Here is a 19411-nt window from a genome sequence, read left to right on the forward strand (position 1 = left end):
TTTATGAATTAACCTTATTCTATATTTTTTAGATGATAAGCATTGCATCACCATAAGAGTAGAATTTATATTCTTCTTTTATAGCTTCTTCATATGCTCTTTTCATTAAATCATGTCCACAAAACGCAGAAATCATCATTAATAATGTTGATTTAGGTGTATGGAAATTTGTAATCATACAGTTTGCAATACTAAAATCATGAGGAGGGAAAATAAATTTATTTGTCCAACCTTCAAAAGGATTTAATGTATTTTGTGATGAAACAGAACTTTCAATAGCACGCATTGAAGTTGTTCCTACAGCACAGATACGTTTCTTCTTTACCTTTGCATTATTAACAATATCACAAGCTTCCTGAGTAATAATTAACTCCTCAGAATCCATTTTATGTTTTGATAAATCTTCAACTTCAACAGGATTAAAAGTTCCTAAACCTACGTGAAGTGTTACTTCTGCAAAGTTTATTCCTTTAATCTCTAATTTTTTCAAAAGGTGTTTAGAGAAATGCAATCCAGCAGTTGGTGCTGCAACAGCTCCTTCTTCTTTAGCATAAATTGTTTGATATCTTTCAGCATCTTCAGGAGTTACTTCTCTGCTGATATATTTAGGAATTGGAGTTTCTCCAAGTTCTGTTAATTTATTTCTGAATTCTTCATAAGAACCATCGTAAAGGAAACGCAATGTTCTACCACGAGAAGTTGTATTATCAATAACCTCTGCAACTAAAGAATCGTCATCACCAAAATATAATTTATTTCCGATACGGATTTTACGAGCTGGATCTACCAAAACATCCCAAAGACGTTGCTCTGAATTTAGTTCTCTCAATAAGAAAACTTCGATTCTTGCTCCCGTTTTTTCTTTGTTTCCGTACAAACGAGCTGGAAAAACTTTAGTATTATTTAAAATAAGAACATCACCATCATCAAAGTAATTAATTACATCTTTGAACATTTTGTGCTCTATAGTTTGTTTTTTACGATCAATTACCATCAAACGAGACTCATCTCTATTTTCAGCTGGAAATTCAGCTAAAAGTTCTTTTGGTAAATTAAATTGAAAATGAGATAATTTCATGTAGTCTATTTATTTAGAGTGCAAATATACGATTGTGAGATAGGCGTTGTCAAGTGTTTTGGCTTTTATTTAGTTACAAAATTGCAAAGTCCAAAATTTATCATTGATTATCGCTGTAAACATTGATTATTATTCAATTATTTCTGTTATCTCAAAACCTAAATTTGTTAAATCTTTCCAAAAATCAGGGTAAGATTTAGAAACCACTCCAGCTTCTTCAATAATTATAGCCACTTTTAATGCCAATGGAGCAAATGCCATTGCCATACGGTGATCATTATAAGTAGCAATTTTCACGTTTGAATTAATTTTATTCGTAGCAACAAGTGTTAAACTATCATTAGTCACCGAGATATCAGCTCCTAATTTAGTTAGCTCAATTCGCAATGCTTCCAGCCTGTCAGTTTCTTTAATTTTTAAAGTATGTAAACCTGTTAAATGGCAACCAATTCCCAATCCAAGACAAGTAACAACAATTGTTTGCGCAATGTCTGGAGTATTGTTAAGTTCAAAATCGATGGTTCCGAATTTAAAATTCTCTTGTTTTACCAAAGTCATTTTATTATCCTGAAAAGTAGTTTTTACTCCTAGTTTTTCATAAAGTGAAACCAATTCAGAATCCCCTTGTAAGCTATTTTCTTTATAACTACTAAGTGTTATTGATGCTGTATCGGCAAGTGCCACTAAACTAAAAAAATAAGACGCTGAACTCCAATCAGACTCTACAACCATTTCTTTTGTTACTACGCCTTCTTTTGGATATACTTTGATTACATTTCCTTCAAAACTAGTTTGAATATCCAAATCATTAAGCAAAGCCAAAGTCATTTTGATATATGGAATAGAAGTAATTTCTCCTTCTAATGTCAGCTCTAAACCATTTTTTAATTTAGACGCCACCAATAGCAACGCCGATATATATTGGCTACTTACATCGGCAGCCAATGTAACTTTTGAAGCCGTTATTTTTTTTCCTTTAATGCAAATTGGAGGATATCCTTCATTTTTTAAGTATGAAATCTCTACTCCCAACTGAGCCAAAGCTTCTACTAAAATTTTAATTGGGCGCTCTTGCATTCTACTTGAACCCGTCATTACAACTTCCCTTCCTTCACTAACCGCAAAATAAGCCGTTAAAAAACGCATTGCCGTTCCTGCATGATGAATATCTACTATTTCTTCATTCCCAACTAATGCTTTTTGCATTACTTCACTATCGTCAGAATTTGATGTGTTTGCCAAAGTAATATTTGGAAACAATGCTTGCAATAATAACAATCGGTTGGTTTCACTTTTTGAGCCAGTTACTGCAATTTGTCCTTGTAAATTAGCTTGAGAGGTTTTTAATAGTAAATTCATTATAGGGTAATTGTTTTATGCGTTTTGGCAAATTTATTTTAAAAAAAGGATACTCCAAAGCGTTATCCTAACTTATCACATTATTTTAGTTTATCGTTGTTTTTATGGCGATCTTTGTCTCTAATCGATTTCAAATCCATTTTTTTATCAAATGCAGCCTGAAGATTAATTCCTGTTTGATTTGCCAAACATAAAACCACAAAAACAACATCGGCTAATTCTTCCCCAAGATCTTTATTTTTATCACTTTCCTTTTCTGATTGCTCGCCATAACGACGGGCAATAATCCGAGCTACTTCCCCTACTTCCTCTGTAAGTTGAGCCATATTGGTTAACTCGTTAAAATAACGAACTCCATGTTCTTTTATCCAGGTATCTACGTCTAATTGTGCGTTTTTTAAATCCATTCTTATATTCTTTTTAAAATAATCTTTTCATTTTCTTTAGCAATCATTCCTTTGTAATATTCTTGTAACATCGAATAATAATCTGCTGGAATAATTGCAGCATTTATCTGATGTGTTATTACCAATTGCAGTATGTTTTCATTAACCGCTGCATTAAATTTAAACATCCCTAAATTATCTTCCATAGCGATTGCAGAAGGAACTGGCATAGATTCTACGGCATATCCCTCTGGAATTTGAATCGTAATACTATATTTATCAGATGATGGGAAACCATAATCAATAGGATATTCTCTATTTTCCTGTTTAAAAGGATTTTGTTTATTGGCAAAGAACAACATTGGATTTATGTATATTTTTTCTCCAATAATTTCACAAAGATTAGATCCGGTAAATGTAAACGTTTCAATAGTTGGAAGTAATAACTCTTTTTCATTAGTTCTATTATATTCATTTATTTCTATTTTATCATTTTCATTTTCCAATTTTTCAAGATAAGTATCTTCTTTTACATTCTCTACATTATTTCTATATAGCATTGCATTATAATCCGTGCATTGTCTTCTTGCTTTACCTGTCACAACTCCCTCCGGATTTACTCTATAACTCATAGTGATATTGTCAAATGATTGTTTCTTCGGCATTAGATCAACTTCTTCCGAAGTTCCGTCTTTTCGTATTAACCTCCCCATCCAGTTCAATGCTCTAAAAGGCAAAATATTTGGAGTCGCAAATTTATCTGAAGCATCTAACAAGATTATTCCAGTTCCAGTTTCTACAGCTGCAATTACATAATTAAAAGCAGTTCTATTAGGAAACATTGCAATACCATTAGAACGTGTACTTACCAAAACAGGATTTACAGTTAAACCCGCATAACGCAACATAGCTGTTAGCATTAAATTAATATCCGCAACGTTTCCAGTTTTTTCTTTGTATGCTTTTTTTACACCTTTATCACAATTATACCCATAATATTCATTCCACTTTACATTGCTCTTTACATAATCGAAAATTGTTTTGATTATTTCATCTTGCGCAGTAATCCCTTTAAGCAATGCTTTAAGATCATTCTCAAAATATCCAGTTCTATTTAATTCTAATCCAAAATCCTCATTATCATAAATAGTTTTTACTACTGAATTCCAATCTGTAGAAAATGACTTAAATGCTTCATTAGGGTATCTAGTCATCGATAATTCTTGTTCAATACTTGAAGTATAATTGTTAATATTATTAACATAAGCTTCATCTTTCATTGCAGGTAAATCCTGAGCAATATAAGTCGTTTTCGTTTCCAGATAGTCTAATTTATCATGTGAAAAAGTTGTATGACTTACATTATCTCTGTCATTAGATCTTTCTTTACTTACTAATACAATTGACTTATTATTTTTTTCAACATCAATCTTGGGATAAATAAAACCTTTTTGTTTAGAATTATAAACAAAATACTCCGGAATTTTCGTTACATATTCAGAATAATTTACAGGAATAGAAGTTTGAAAATACCATCCCTTTAATGAACCTATATTTGGAGATCTAACTAAATATTTATATTCAATAACTGACCCTTCTTTCACATTAGGCATAGTGATTTTTTTTTGAGAACGATATTTATTTAGGTTTTCATCAAAAATCCCATCACTTTTAAGCTTCGTTTTCTCTACTTTTCCTCCTACCAAATTATATGTAACAACATCTGAGAACAAAACACTTTCTTTTGACAAATTACTTCCTATATAATACACAACATTCTTATTGGCCCAATCATAGCCTTCCTTTTTATATATTTTAATACGTGCTTCTACTTCCAACACACTAATGAAACCTTGCCCTTCGACATATAGAAAACTCACATCTCCTTTTTCATATAAAACAGCCGCAACTGCCGAAGTATCTTTTGGATGCATTTTTTCCTGTAACTCCGCTACCGATACTTTTCCTAATTTAAATTCTTGCGCTGCTATTTTCGAAAAAGAAAATACAAATAATAAAACAATTGCTAATTGACTAAATTTCATTGGTTTTAATTCTTAGTTAATATAATTTTGGCATTATCACTTTTATTGACCTTCTCCATAAAAAGTCGATACTCATCATATTCCGTATTAGAATATCTCCCTTTATTTATAGATATAGATCGTTTATATAATAATTTATTATTTTCCTTTTTTATAATTTCAATTTTATATTCACCATATTTTCCTTTTAAAGCAACAACCGCAGGTAAATACTCAATTGTAAAGCCAGTTGGCAAATTAATTTCTATTTCATCTTCATCAATATACCCTCTTTGAATTTGAAATGGATTTTTTCTATTTCTAATTCTTTTTACATTTCCTGTATATTTATTAAAAGCATCTACCACAAACATCATTTTATTTGTAGAAATACTACCATAATTAACTGCGTTTATTTGAACATCCTCAGTAAACGTAATGTTTTCCTTATCATTTAAAAAAACTGCTTTGCTTATTTTTAAATTATTAATATTATCCCAATAACTTTTATAGTACGCTTCTTTATCAGTAGGCTGCATTTTTTCAACAGTCGTTTTTTTATTGTATTGAGATCCCTGAGAAACAATTGTTATAAATCCTGATAAGTTCCCCTCTTCAGACAATGAATAATTACCCTTACTTATTTGAGTATTATTTTTATCTTCATAAATAGTAGTCCTAACAATTTCTCCTCCCTCGGGCTTAATTATTAAAACATTCCTATCATCTGTAAAAGTTCCTTGATATCCAAAAGGATCATCTTGACTCGTACATTCAAGCCAGATATATTTATCCTTGTTGGGAATTGACAATATCATATGATTCCCTTGCATAGAAACAAACTCAGAGTCTATATCCATTTTATATGAATTCCCATATAAAATTGCATTATAGGAAGGAACACCGACTATCTCTAAAAGTGCTTTGGTATAATTAGTCAATGCTTTACAATCTCCATAACCCAGTCGGTCTACATCATTTGCAAGCATTGGTTTCCAGCCTCCAATACCTATAGCAATATTTACATATCTTGATTTCTTTTGCACATAGTCGTAAACTATTTTTGCTTTTTTTACAGGATCTTTTTCAGCTCCGACAAGTGTTTTAATTTTTGTTTTAGTCTCATCAGATAAATCAGTTGTACCTAATAAAATAGTATTAGCGTACCATTTCCCAAAAGCTTCCCACGTTGTAGCTGTTCCATCTACTCCTTCCAAATGAAAACTCTCCAATCCCATCATTACGCTTGGAAAAATGTCTTTAAATGCAGGGCTATAATCTTCTGGTTTTTGTGCTAAAATATTAGTTGCAACGTAAGAAAGCAGAGTTGCAGAATCTGTCACTTTCTTTATATTGAAACCCGAAAAATGTAATTCTTTTTTTTTAAATCCTAAATTATTAGGATAGGCAACATTCAAAATGCTCTTTTCAATACTTGTATTATAATTATCCAAAGGCATCCATTTTCGAATAAAAGCGGTAGTCGAAGTACTAACTTCACTTTCATATACTATTGTGAAAGGGTAATCAATTGGTGTATAATCCAGATATAGATATCGACTTTCGGAAAAAAATGTACCTCCACCAACAACACTTTGATCTCTAAAATCTTTGCGCTTTATTTTCTTTATTTCTTTCCCTTGCAAATCATAAACGACAGCTTCAATACTCTTTACAGTAGTAGACTTGTCATAGTATTCAACAGCATCAATTGCATTTAAACCCTTTTCATTAAATACTGTTATAACTCTTTTACTCTTTGTTGTCATACTTCGTTGAGAAGCAATGACGATATCAACTTGATTTAAACGAACAACAGCGTCCGCATTTTCTTTAAGACTATCCGAGATATTTACAGCCGTATATTCACTTTTTTGAGCAAAAATGGTAAGTGAAAATAAGAGAAAAAACAATGAGCAAAAGATCAACTTCATTTAGTAGGTAATTTCGCCAAATGTATATTATTTTTAGAAATAATATACATTTGTTTGCAATTTTTACTCCCTATTTTTACTCTCTATTTTTACTGTCCATAATTATTGTTACTGGGCCATCATTTAGCAAACTAACCTTCATATCCGCACCAAAGATTCCAGTTTGAATTTTATTTCCAAATTCTCTTTCCAAAGTAGCAATAAATTTTTCATAAAGTGGAATTGCAATATCTGGCTTTGAAGCTTTTATGTATGAAGGGCGATTCCCTTTTTTGGTTCCGGCATGAAGTGTAAACTGGCTTACGGCAATGATTTCACCATTAACATCCTGAACAGAATAGTTCATGACATCATTTTCATCATTAAAAATTCGGATTTTGATTATTTTTCCAACCAGCCAATCAATATCTTCCTGTGTATCGGCGTCTTCAATCCCTACCAAAACAAGCAATCCTTTTTGAATATCGGCTACCATATTACTATCAACCACTACAGAAGCAGAAGAAACTCTTTGAACAACAACTCTCAAGATAATTGTGGATTATAAGTTATAAATGTGAATTCATTTCACGGAAATATTATATTAGCAATAATGATTACATTACGTTCTCTGCAATAATTAACCACTCACAATAATAATTACTTTCTAGTCTCATCACTCGCAGCACGATCATCATTATGAATATCTGTGCGGTAATGTTCATCCTCACCCTCTAGGATTTTAAGGTAACTGTTATAGCGTGACCAAGCAATTTCGTCTCTTTCCAAAGCCGCTTTTATGGCACAATGTGGTTCGTCTTTATGTAAACAGTTGTTAAATTTACACTGATCTTTTAGTTTAAAAAACTCAGGAAAATATCCACTAACTTCTTCTTTTTCCATATCGACAATACCAAAACCTTTAATTCCAGGTGTATCGATAATACGAGCTCCAAAAGACAAATCATACATTTCTGCAAATGTTGTCGTATGCTGACCTTGTTTACTCGCTGTCGAAATCATTTTGGTTTTAAGATGTAAGCTAGGTTCCATCGCATTTACAAGAGTCGATTTCCCAACCCCAGAATGTCCCGAGAACATCGTTACTTTACCAATCATCATTCCTTTTAACTCCTCAACACCTTTTCCTTCTGTCGACGAAACACGTAGGCATTTGTATCCTATTTGCTCATATACATGCTGCATATACAATTGCTCATCAAGTGTATCATCATCAAACGTGTCGATTTTATTAAAAATCAATATCGTTTCAATACCATAAGCCTCAGCTGTAACCAAGAAACGGTCAATAAAATTAAATGTTGTTGGGGGATTATTGATTGTTACTAATAAAAAAACACAATCAATATTGGACGCAATAATATGCATCTGATGTGATAAATTTACTGATTTACGAACGATATAATTCTTCCTTTCGTGAATATTATGAATCGTTCCCGTTACAGTATCGGAACTTTCTTCGAGTTCATAATCCACAACATCACCTACAGCTATAGGATTTGTACTTTTAATACCTTTAATCCTAAACTTCCCTTTCATTCTACACTCGATAAAATCTCCTTTTTCAGATTTTACGGTGTACCAACTTCCTGTAGATTTGTAAACGGTTCCTGTCATGCTGCAAAGATAAAATTTTGTTTCAGCTTTAAAGTTTAAAGTTCAAAGTTTTTGACATTCAGCATAAATTAAAAAATCTCCACCACTTCCTTAAAAACGGTGGAGATTCTATTTTTGAGAATTATTAACCATATAAGTAATATAAGAACATTTAAATTTAATACTTACAAACCTTTATATGACCTTATATTACTTATATGTTTAAAAAAATTATGTGTTAAGAATTTTCTCTTGGTGACCAATACTTTCCTGGTGAATAGCTTTGAACATTTTAAGTACAAATTCTTCCGACAATCCTTTTTTCTCTCCTTCAAGAATCATTTTTCCAAGAATTTCATTCCAACGGTTGTTTTGAAGAATAGCAACGTTTGCGTCTTTTTTCACCTGACCAATTTCGTCAGCAACCTTCATACGTTTTCCTAATAAGTCTAATAAATTAGCATCAAGAACGTCGATATTAGCTCTTAATTTAGACATTTTTTGGCTGAATTCATCCGTTTTATCATCTGTCTTTCTTACTTTCAGGTCTTTGAAAATTTGTTTCAAAGCATCTGGAGTAACTTGTTGTGCAGCATCACTCCAAGCATTATCAGGATCTGTATGAGTTTCGATAATCATACCATCGTAATTTAAGTCCAAAGCCTCTTGCGTTACTTCAAGAATCATTTTACGATCACCAGTAATATGAGATGGGTCAATGATTAAAGGTAAATCAGGGAATTTATTTTGTAGTTCGATAGCAATTTGCCATTCTGGAATGTTTCTGTATTTTGTTTTTTCGTAAGTCGAAAATCCTCTGTGTATTACACCTAGTTTTTCGATTCCCGCCATATGTAAACGTTCAACACCACCTAACCACAAAGATAAATCTGGGTTAACAGGATTTTTAATCAAAACGATTTTATCTGTTCCTTTTAGCGTATCAGCAATTTCCTGAACCGCAAATGGGTTTGCAGTAGTACGAGCACCAATCCATAAAACATCAATATCATGCTCCAAAGCCAGTTTACAATGAGCAGCAGTCGCAACTTCTGTTCCCATTAACAAACCAGTTTCTTTTTTAGCTTTTTGTAACCATTTCAAACCAATTTCTCCTACACCTTCAAATCCTCCCGGACGCGTTCTTGGTTTCCAGATTCCAGCTCTGAATATACTTACATCAGAATCTTTCAATTCATGAGCTATTTTCAATACTTGTTCTTCAGTTTCAGCACTACAAGGTCCTGCAATTACAAGGGGATGAGTTAAATTGAAGTCATTTAACCAATTTCTCATTTCTTTCTTGTTTTCCATTTTTTAAATTATTTTTTTATTGTTATTCCGTTTAAGATTTCTTTTATTTTATTCACACTTTCCATTTCCTCATAAATGGCATTATAATCATCCGCAACCAGCAAATCTTTAAACTGGGTAAGATTTGATATATATTCTTCCAGAGTTTCAATTACCTGTTTTTTATTCTGTTTAAAAATCGGAGTCCACATTGCGGGAGAACTTTTTGCCAAACGAACGGTGCTTTCAAAACCACTTCCCGCCATGTCAAAAATATCCTGTTCGTCTTTCTCCTTATTTATAACCGTTTTCCCAAGCATAAAGGAACTTATGTGTGACAAATGTGATACATAAGCAATATGTTTATCATGCGAAATCGGATCCATATATCTTATGCGCATTCCGATTGCTGTAAAAAGTTGCAAAGCCTTTTCCTGCAATTTAAAAGTGGTTTTTTCTACCTCACAAATAATATTCGTTTTCCCTTTAAAAAGTCCTTTTATCGCCGCCGAAGGTCCCGAGAATTCCGTTCCCGCAATGGGATGCGTTGCAATAAAATTTCTTCTTCTCGGATGATTGGCAACCGCTTCGCAAATTGGCTTTTTAGTAGAACCTACTTCAAAAACTATTGTACTTTCACCAATCACATCCAATACTTTAGGCAAAACAGTAAGCGCAACATCTACAGGAACCGAAACAATCACAAAATCGGCAGTTACCAAATCATCAAAAGTCGAGGCTTTATCAACAACTCCCAACGCAATTGCTTCTTCCAAATGTGCTTCGTTATTATCAATTCCATAAATAGTAGCATCCGGATATATTTCTTTGATATCTAAAACCATTGAACCCCCTATTAACCCTATTCCTATTACGTGTATGTTCATTTTTAATTTTTATTTGAAGCTAATCCTGCTGTCCGCTGTATCTTTTTCTTTCTAAAGAAGCAAGAAAAAGGATGCCGCTTCCATCAGGGCTAAACTTTTCGTTTTTTCAAGATCTTCGTCATTGCGAGGAACGAAGCAAATCACACTAACAATTGACTCAGCAGCTGAGATTGCTTAGTTCCTCGCAATGACATTTAAAACCTCTCTATTGCCTCTTGTATTTTTTCTTCTTTTACACAAAGTGCAAACCTGATGTATCCTTCGCCATTACTTCCAAAAATAGTTCCTGGTGTAATAAAAATATGTTTCTCATATAATATCTGGTCGATGAACTTTTCTGCCGATGCGATACCTTCCGGTAATTTTGCCCAAACAAATAATCCAACTCCCTCAGCATATACTTTACAACCTAGTTTTTCGGCTAGCTTATTAGTAAGTTCACGACGGCGTCTGTAAATTACATTTTGCTCCTCAAACCATGATTTATCACAATTTAATGCGGCAACAGCACCTTTTTGTATTCCGTAGAACATACCGCTGTCCATATTACTTTTTACTTTCAAGACAGCATCTATAATTTCAGCATTTCCCAAAACCATTCCAACTCTCCATCCTGCCATGTTAAAAGTCTTACTTAATGAATTAAGCTCCAATGCTACATCCTTTGCCCCTTCAACTTGTAATAAACTCATTGGTTTATCATTCAAAACAAAACTATACGGATTATCATTAATCAATAAAATGTTATGTTTTTTAGCAAAAGCAACCAGTTTTTCAAATAACTCCAAACTACCTCTCGCTCCCGTTGGCATATGCGGATAACCCAACCACATAATCTTTACTTTCGAAAGATCTAATTTTTCTAAAGCTTCAAAATCCGGCTCCCAATTATTATCCTCTTTCAAGTCATAATAAACTGGAACTGCTCCAACCAAATTTGTAACCGAAGTATACGTTGGATATCCTGGATTCGGAATTAAAACATGATCACCTTCATTTAGAAAAGCCAACGAAATATGCATAATTCCTTCTTTTGATCCCATTAATGGCAAAATCTCATTAGCTGGATTTAAAGCAACACCATAATTATGCTGATAAAAATCGGCCATTCCTTTTCTCAATTCTGGCAACCCTTGATAACTTTGATATTGATGTGCATTTTCATCCTGCATTGCCGAAACTACTGCTTCGACAACCGCTTTCGAAGGTTTTAAATCTGGACTTCCAATCCCCATATTGATGATTGGTTTTCCTTCAGATTGTAATTGTCTTACTTCTCTAAGTTTCGAAGAAAAGTAGTATTCCTCTACGACATCTAATCTTTTTGCTGTTGTAATCATGGTTCTATTTTATATTTTCAGCTTTCGGCGCTCGGCTTTCGGCTTTATGACTTTTAAACTTTAAACCTCATTTAAAGGTTTCGTGTTTTTATACTCCCCTAAAACTTTAAAATATTCCGCCATAATTGCTATTAACGTTTTGGCTTTTGCATAATCTTCATAATCTTCAAAAGTTACATCTACGAAAAACGAATATTTCCAAGGTGTCTCTATTTTTGGCAACGATTGAATTTTTGTTAAATTCAGTTTGCAATCGCTCATTACATTCAAAACTGCTGCCAAACTTCCTCTTTTATGATTTAGTTCGAATTTAATCGACGCTCTGTTAATCTCTTTTTCAGGCAAAAAAGAATTCTCTTTCTTAATAATCACAAAACGGGTCATATTGTTTTTGATCGTTTGAATTTCTGGTGCAATAATTTCCAGATCATACATCATCGAAGCCGTTTTACTTGCAATTGCCGCAATTCCTTTTAATTGCTTCTCTTGGATTCTTCTTGCCGTTTCGGCAGTATCTTTATCCTCTACCAATTTTATATTTGGATATTTTTTTAAGAAATCCATACACTGCAATAATGCCATTGGATGCGAATGAACCTCTGTAATATCTTCCATTTTCTGACCTTTCAGCGCCATTAAGTTCTGACAGATATTTAAATAATGCTCTCCAATTATGTGCAAATTATTCTTATCTATCAACGCATAATTGGGAATAATTGGTCCCGCAATTGAATTTTCTATAGCCATTACAGCCTGATCCGATTTTCCAGAAAGAACGCTATCAATTAATTCTTCAAATGATAAACACTCGTCAATATCCACATTTTCAGAGAAATACTCATTCACTACCTGATGATGAAATGAGCCTTTAATACCTTGTATTGCAATTTTTGTTGTCATATACTCAAAAAAAAATCCTGATTTGCATCAGGATTGTATATTAGTTTTATTTGTCTTTTAATTTTCTCAAATAACCATAGCACAATCCTCACTTCTACTAAAGAAGAAATAAAAAGAGTTGCTAAAATAAAAACGGTTGCTTGACATTTTGTTTGTGTTTTTCAATAAATTCTCTGCGAATGTATAAATTATTTTTACTGCACCAAAAAAAATAATGCATTTTATGAAACAAAAAAGGATTTCTTAACAAATAAGCTCAATTTTGTAAGATATTTAAATAAATCGGCTTTAAAATGCGATTTAACCAATTGTAAATTAGTGATTATAGATGTCTCCAAATTTCTCTTCCAAGAATATTATATGAAAAACATTATGATTTCTCAAACCAAGAAAAGGTCTATTATCTCCATTTGCTCTAAAAACCGTTAAATCTGTCACATCTGGTGAAACAAATTTAGGCAAGTCTGGCTTTATTTGTCCAACGGGTATTTTTTCGGTTCCAAACCCATGTATATAATTCTGCTTTACCTTCCTCTAAATTTTGTATCCTACTATCTAATTCTCTTTTAACTTCTTCAGAAATTTCTAAATCTTTTTTAGAAATACTATCCCATAATTGCTCCGCTAAAACAATATTTTCAGCATTGCTGTACTTAGATAAATTTTTAATTTCCATATTCTTAGTATTACTAATATTTTCAGCATTACAAATTTAATCAAAAATTAGTATGATTTGTATTTAATAGAAATACAGATTTCTTTCGCCATCAATTCACGAATAAGCACAAATTATTAGGGCTAAAATTCAATTTCTCAAATTTCTAATCAATTTAATCAAAAGTTGCTATATCTACTTTTAAAACAATCCAGCAACAGGTCTGTTATTTATTCCTATTTTAGAATAATCAAAACTCATTTTTTCTTTTAATAAAGATGCATATACACCTCTAAAATCAATCTCATATTTTAAATCGCCATTATCCAAGTTAGACAAATCGGGATTTTTTCCTAAAATTGCTCCTTTGTTACTTCCTCCTATTATAAACATTGGCGCGGCTGTTCCGTGATCTGTTCCATTTCCGTTGTCTTTTACTCTCCTGCCAAATTCCGAAAACACAACAACTGTAACATTTTGAAGTAATTGAGATTGTTTTAAATCCTGATAAAAACTATACAAGGCATCATTTAAATCGGTTAATTTTTTCTCATGAATCGCGAGTTGATTATCATGTGTATCAAATCCACCAAGAGATGTATAATATACTTTCGAATTTAGATTCCCTTTTATTAATCGACCAATCCATTCCAGATTTTTAGATAGTTCGGTTTTAGGATAACTTATTTCCGTTTTAGATTTTGCCAATGCTTTCTGAATTTCGTCGGATCCTTCGGTAACTGAATTGGCTATTTTTCGAACAAAATCCAACTGAGGATTATTCGACAATGTTACATTTTCTTCCTTATCCGATTTTACTTTAAATCGGTTTGGATCTTTTACCGTGATTGAATTTGGCTCAATTCCTTTTAAAGCCAAATTATCTATTGTGTCTATATTTATTCCAGCCGTAGCCTGATGTCCTTTACATTGCAAGTCCAAATATCGTCCGAGCCAGCCTTCATTTATATATTTATTCGAATCTGTTGCCGTTTGCCAAATCTCCTGACTGCGAAAATGTGACCGAATCGGCTCTGGATAACCTACATTTTGAATTACGGTTAAATCTCCATTTTGCTGCATTTGGGCAAAATCTTTTAAAGAAGGATGAAATGCCATTCCTTTATTTTTCCCTATCACAACATCTTTACCCAAAGCGATTTTTGTCCTCAAATCATAATACAAAGGATTATCATAAGGGATAAAAGTATTCAACCCATCATTACCTCCATTAAGCTGGACAAATACAACACATTGCTCGCCAATTACCAAACTATTTTGAGAACCATAAGCATGCAAAAAATCAGGAAGCAAAAGCATTCCGCCAGTAAATGTTCCTGTTATCGATATAAAATTCCTTCTGTTCATAACTTTAAACTTCTAGATTAATTGGTATTCGGGTAACTTGGTAATGTAATTAAACAGTCTGATTACTGCAAAATTGGCGTGAGCTTCTTTCGGGTCAAAATCATATTTAAGCAAATTCTCCATGTCTTTTTGCATCGCGTCATTAACATTAAACAATAGTCTGTTTGACAATTCGGCAATAATTGTTTTATTACTCCCATTAGAATCAAAATCTATTTTTACATCAATTTTTTCGAATTCAGTCTTTGGCTTCTCATTTTCATCACTCATTGTGTTTAGTACCTTTCTTGTAATACTTCTTCCACTGCAAAGCAAATCTGATGTATTGTTACGTTGTAAATAAATCTGAGAAGTCAGCCATGAATTTCCACCATCCCAACCTTTCACATTTACCTGATTGTATAAATCCATTCCTTGTTGTTTCAAAAAAAACACAACCATCCCATCATCGAGATCATCAATATGCAATTCATCCAAAAGCTGTAAAATATAAACCAACGGATCTTTTATTTTTGTTCCAGAAACATCTTTGGCATATTCTTCGGTAAATATTTTAGTTAGTAATGGTTGTATTTCAAACTTTATTTTCCTGAAATAATCACCATAATAAATTACCAAATCTTCTGAAGGATTATCGTAAATAAACCATTTCAGAATTTTTCGGGTAATTAAATACGGAATGCTTTTCTGCTCAAAAATAATATCTACGAGATCATCTACTTTCCAATTTCCAGTTTTCCCAAAATAGGTTTTATCACTATCGTCTTCGGCAAAGCGCCTGTAAACTGCTCCATCATCTCCCAGATTTAATCCTGCTAAAGCTCTTGCTCCATTTTTAATATCATTTTCGGTATAATTCCCGATTCCGATTGTGAACAACTCGAGTAATTCACGGCTTAGATTTTCGTTATACTTTCCTTTTTTATTATCGACATTGTCCAGGTATTTTACCATTGCATTCGATTTTAGGATTTGCTTGGTGAGTTCTTTGAAGTTTCCAAAAGCATGCTCTCGCAAAATCATATTGTGCTGATAAATCCAATAATTGACTTTTACTTTCTGGGAAGTCGAAACGAAATGATTGTGCCAGAAGCAAACCATGTTTTCGCGTAGCGGAAATTCATCATTTCTCATTTTGGCTATCCACCATTTTTTTAATTCGACTGATGAATAAATTTCTTGCTTGAGAATTTTCTTTTTAGCTTCTGAATCAGCTGTTTTTATAGATTCACGTAGTTCTTTAAGTTCAATAAGTGTTTTGGGATCATCATCTAAAAAAGCAGGAAGTTGTTTGTCAAACTTTGAATCATAGGAATGTTTTAGAAATTTTTCTAATCCTAATTTTTCAATCTTATCGGATTCTTTACCAGAGAAACCCAATCGTAACGACCAAACATTGCTTTTTTTCATAACGCAGGAATTATTTAAGAATAAGACTTTGTTTTTTTTAAAAGGTTTAAAAGGGAGGTTCTGAGTTTCTTAGATACTAAGACGCTAAGATTTTTTTTAATTAGGTAGTATAATTAGAACGCTTTTTATTGGCTTGATATTGTCTTTTTAGAGAAATTGAGTATTTACTCTATATTTATTGATATGTTTTACAAGTTTGTCTTTCTTCTGGCATGCGAGCTATTTCGCGAAGAAGAGCCGCAAAAATTTCTCCCAATCTTGTCCTTCTGAGGAACGAAGACACGAGCGATAGCGAACTGGCGAAGCAATCACCGTTAGTAGCTCGACAATCTAAAAATACTTTGTGTTAGTTTCTTGTGGAGATTCTTCCTGCGTCAGAAAGACAAGATTGGTAAAGTCATGTGAAGTAAAATTGACAATACCAAAACTACCTTAGGATCTCAATTCCTAGCCCCAATTGCAGTGGAAATCCTTTTTATTTTTCCTTTAAAAATAAAAAGATTGTAACGAAAAGCGGGAAGAAGCTCCTAAAAAATAAAAGCAGCTATCATAACGATAACTGCTTTCTATTTCTTGAATTAATTTTAAATCTAAAATCTTTTCTCTTTATTCTATTTTCTTTCTTCTAAAAAAAATTAAGAACCACACATTTCACAATCATCTGGATCTCCTGCTTGTGCTTTTAAAAGCATCGCTTTATAATCCTCAATGCTGATTTCTTCGGTTTCTGGAACTAAAGCTGCTGCTGGCGCATCTTCTTCTTTTTTATCGTTGTTTAATGTGAATTTAATCGCGTCAACTGCCGATTTTGTTCTTAGGTAATACATTCCTGTTTTTAAACCCGATTGCCAAGCATAGAAATGCATTGACGTAAGTTTAGAATAGTTTGCATCTTGCATAAACAAGTTTAATGATTGCGATTGATCTATAAAGTAACCTCTTTGGCGTGACATATCGATAATATCTTTCATCGACATTTCCCAAACAGTTTTATACAAATCTTTTAAGTCTTGCGGGATAATATCAATGTTCTGAACAGATCCGTTATGACGCATGATTTCTTGCTTCAATGTTTCGTTCCACAATCCTAGTTTTACTAAATCTTCTAGTAAATGTTTGTTTACAACAATGAATTCTCCAGACAATACACGACGTGTATAAATGTTTGATGTATAAGGCTCGAAAGCTTCGTTGTTTCCTAAGATTTGTGAAGTAGAAGCTGTAGGCATTGGCGCAACTAATAATGAGTTACGAACTCCATGTTCCATTACTTCTTTACGCAACGAAGCCCAGTCCCAACGTCCTGATAATTCTTCGTCTTTCATTCCCCACATATTGTATTGGAATTCTCCTTGTGACATTGGAGATCCTGCAAATGTAGAATATGGTCCTTCTTCTTGAGCCATTTCCATAGATGCGGTTACAGCTGCAAAGTATAATGTTTCGAAAATTTCTTGGTTTAATTTCTTAGCCTCATCACTTGTAAAAGGCATACGCAACAAGATAAAAGCATCTGCTAATCCTTGTACTCCAAGACCTACCGGACGGTGGCGCATGTTAGAATTCTCAGCTTCTTTTACTGGATAGTAATTTCTGTCGATTACTTTGTTCAGGTTACGAGTTACACGTTTTGTAACGTTGTAAAGCGCTTCGTGATCAAATTTCCCGTTCTCGATAAACATTGGTAACGAAATAGAAGCTAAGTTACAAACTGCGATTTCATCTTTAGAGGTAAACTCCATAATCTCTGTACACAAGTTAGAGGAACGAATTGTCCCTAAATTCTTGTGGTTCGATTTACGGTTTGCTGCATCTTTGTACAACATATATGGTGTTCCTGTCTCGATTTGTGATTCAAGGATTTTCTCCCATAATTCACGAGCACGGATTGTTTTTCTTCCTTTTCCTCTAAATTCATAGTCAAGGTACATTGTTTCGAATTCTTCTCCGTAAACATCGTATAATCCAGGACATTCGTTAGGACACATTAATGTCCAAGATGCATCTTCCTGAACACGTCTCATGAATAAATCAGAAGTCCACATGGCGAAGAATAAATCTCTCGCACGCATTTCTTCTTTTCCTGTATTTTTCTTTAAATCTAAAAATTCGAAGATATCAGCATGCCAAGTTTCGATGTAAATTGCAAAACTTCCTTTACGTTTTCCTCCTCCTTGATCTACATAACGTGCCGTATCGTTAAATACTCTCAACATAGGAACAATTCCGTTTGAAGTTCCGTTAGTTCCACGAATGTAAGAACCTGTTGCACGTACGTTATGAATAGAAAGTCCGATTCCTCCAGCCGATTGTGAAATTTTTGCCGTTTGTTTCAACGTATCGTAAATTCCATCGATACTATCGTCTTGCATAGCAAGAAGGAAACAAGATGACATTTGCGGTTTTGGTGTTCCTGCATTAAACAATGTAGGCGTAGCATGGGTAAAGAATTTCTTCGACATTAAGTCGTATGTTTCCATTACCGATTTTAAATCATCAAGGTGAATACCTACTGACACACGCATTAACATATGTTGTGGTCTCTCGACAATTTTACCATTTATTTTAAGCAAATACGAACGCTCTAGGGTTTTAAAACCAAAGTAATCGTAATTAAAATCTCTTGTGTATATGATATGCGAATCCAAAAATTCTGCATTTTCCTGAATTACGTTGTATACTTCGTCCGAAAGAAGTGGTGCTTCTTGCCCATTTCTTGGATTTACGTAGTTATACATATCCTTCATCGTTTCTGAGAACGATTTTTTAGTATTAGAGTGTAAGTTTGAAATTGCAATCCTAGCAGCCAGTTGAGCATAATCTGGGTGTGCAATTGTCATTGAAGCCGCAGTCTCGGCAGCCAGATTATCTAGTTCCGAAGTCGAAACACCATCATACAATCCTTCGATAACACGCATAGCTACCTTAACAGGATCTACGAGTTCATTTAACCCGTAACACAATTTTTTGATTCTTTCTGTAATCTTATCAAACATTACTGGCTCTTTGTGGCCATCTCTTTTTACTACATACATAAGCTTACCTTTATAATTGTTATTGAAAAAATGAAAGCATGGAAATTAAATTTCCATACTTAAACATTGCGTGTTTTTTTATTAATTTGAGAACTAGTAGATTCCCAATAGTTACCTACTCCCCAATCTGATATACAGATTGGAAA

15 protein-coding genes are annotated in these 19411 nt (G+C 33.0%); all 15 read right to left on the reverse strand.

Translation table 11 applies throughout. The features are described from left to right. Window positions 1–28: 28 nt before the first annotated feature. The gene (gene queA, locus OIU83_RS16395) at window positions 29–1078 is read right to left on the reverse strand and encodes a tRNA preQ1(34) S-adenosylmethionine ribosyltransferase-isomerase QueA (protein ID WP_264207343.1); all 1050 of its coding nucleotides are present in this window, start codon (window positions 1076–1078) and stop codon (window positions 29–31) included. 129 nt (window positions 1079–1207) lie between these two features. Further along, window positions 1208–2437, reverse strand: a complete 1230-nt coding sequence (locus tag OIU83_RS16400) for a 3-phosphoshikimate 1-carboxyvinyltransferase (RefSeq protein WP_264207344.1) — start codon at window positions 2435–2437, stop codon at window positions 1208–1210. 80 nt (window positions 2438–2517) lie between these two features. After that, window positions 2518–2844 (reverse strand): nucleotide pyrophosphohydrolase, encoded by a 327-nt coding sequence (locus OIU83_RS16405; RefSeq protein ID WP_264207345.1) that lies wholly within the window; start codon window positions 2842–2844, stop codon window positions 2518–2520. Between the two features lie 2 nt (window positions 2845–2846). After that, on the reverse strand, window positions 2847–4868 hold the full coding sequence (locus OIU83_RS16410; protein WP_264207346.1) for a DUF3857 and transglutaminase domain-containing protein: 2022 nt from the start codon (window positions 4866–4868) through the stop codon (window positions 2847–2849). Between the two features lie 5 nt (window positions 4869–4873). Beyond that, complete coding sequence (locus OIU83_RS16415) at window positions 4874–6781, reverse strand: DUF3857 domain-containing protein (protein ID WP_264207347.1); 1908 nt, start codon at window positions 6779–6781, stop codon at window positions 4874–4876. Between the two features lie 76 nt (window positions 6782–6857). Next, a complete protein-coding gene (dtd, locus tag OIU83_RS16420; protein ID WP_264207348.1) occupies window positions 6858–7310 on the reverse strand; it encodes a D-aminoacyl-tRNA deacylase in 453 nt (150 codons plus the stop codon). Between the two features lie 110 nt (window positions 7311–7420). Continuing rightward, complete coding sequence (rsgA, locus tag OIU83_RS16425) at window positions 7421–8398, reverse strand: ribosome small subunit-dependent GTPase A (RefSeq protein WP_264207349.1); 978 nt, start codon at window positions 8396–8398, stop codon at window positions 7421–7423. A gap of 210 nt (window positions 8399–8608) precedes the next feature. Continuing rightward, window positions 8609–9691 carry a bifunctional 3-deoxy-7-phosphoheptulonate synthase/chorismate mutase type II gene (locus OIU83_RS16430; protein WP_264207350.1) on the reverse strand — a complete coding sequence of 361 codons (1083 nt, stop codon included), beginning with the start codon at window positions 9689–9691 and terminating at the stop codon, window positions 8609–8611. Window positions 9692–9699: 8 nt separating this feature from the next. After that, window positions 9700–10557 (reverse strand): prephenate dehydrogenase, encoded by an 858-nt coding sequence (locus OIU83_RS16435; RefSeq protein ID WP_264207351.1) that lies wholly within the window; start codon window positions 10555–10557, stop codon window positions 9700–9702. Between the two features lie 194 nt (window positions 10558–10751). Continuing rightward, window positions 10752–11897 carry a pyridoxal phosphate-dependent aminotransferase gene (locus OIU83_RS16440; RefSeq protein WP_264207352.1) on the reverse strand — a complete coding sequence of 382 codons (1146 nt, stop codon included), beginning with the start codon at window positions 11895–11897 and terminating at the stop codon, window positions 10752–10754. Window positions 11898–11957: 60 nt separating this feature from the next. Continuing rightward, window positions 11958–12797, reverse strand: a complete 840-nt coding sequence (locus tag OIU83_RS16445) for a prephenate dehydratase (protein WP_264207353.1) — start codon at window positions 12795–12797, stop codon at window positions 11958–11960. A 454-nt stretch (window positions 12798–13251) separates the two neighbouring features. Beyond that, window positions 13252–13473: an addiction module protein gene (locus OIU83_RS16450; RefSeq protein WP_264207354.1), complete on the reverse strand. Its 222-nt coding sequence runs from the start codon at window positions 13471–13473 to the stop codon at window positions 13252–13254. A 180-nt stretch (window positions 13474–13653) separates the two neighbouring features. After that, on the reverse strand, window positions 13654–14820 hold the full coding sequence (locus OIU83_RS16455) for a DUF1501 domain-containing protein (protein ID WP_264207355.1): 1167 nt from the start codon (window positions 14818–14820) through the stop codon (window positions 13654–13656). Window positions 14821–14832: 12 nt separating this feature from the next. After that, a complete protein-coding gene (locus tag OIU83_RS16460) occupies window positions 14833–16230 on the reverse strand; it encodes a DUF1800 domain-containing protein (protein WP_264207356.1) in 1398 nt (465 codons plus the stop codon). Between the two features lie 635 nt (window positions 16231–16865). Then, complete coding sequence (locus OIU83_RS16465) at window positions 16866–19265, reverse strand: ribonucleoside-diphosphate reductase subunit alpha (RefSeq protein ID WP_264207357.1); 2400 nt, start codon at window positions 19263–19265, stop codon at window positions 16866–16868. Window positions 19266–19411 lie beyond the last annotated feature (146 nt).

Source organism: Flavobacterium shii, from assembly GCF_025847235.1.
In the GTDB taxonomy this organism is placed as follows: Bacteria; Bacteroidota; Bacteroidia; order Flavobacteriales; family Flavobacteriaceae; genus Flavobacterium; species Flavobacterium shii.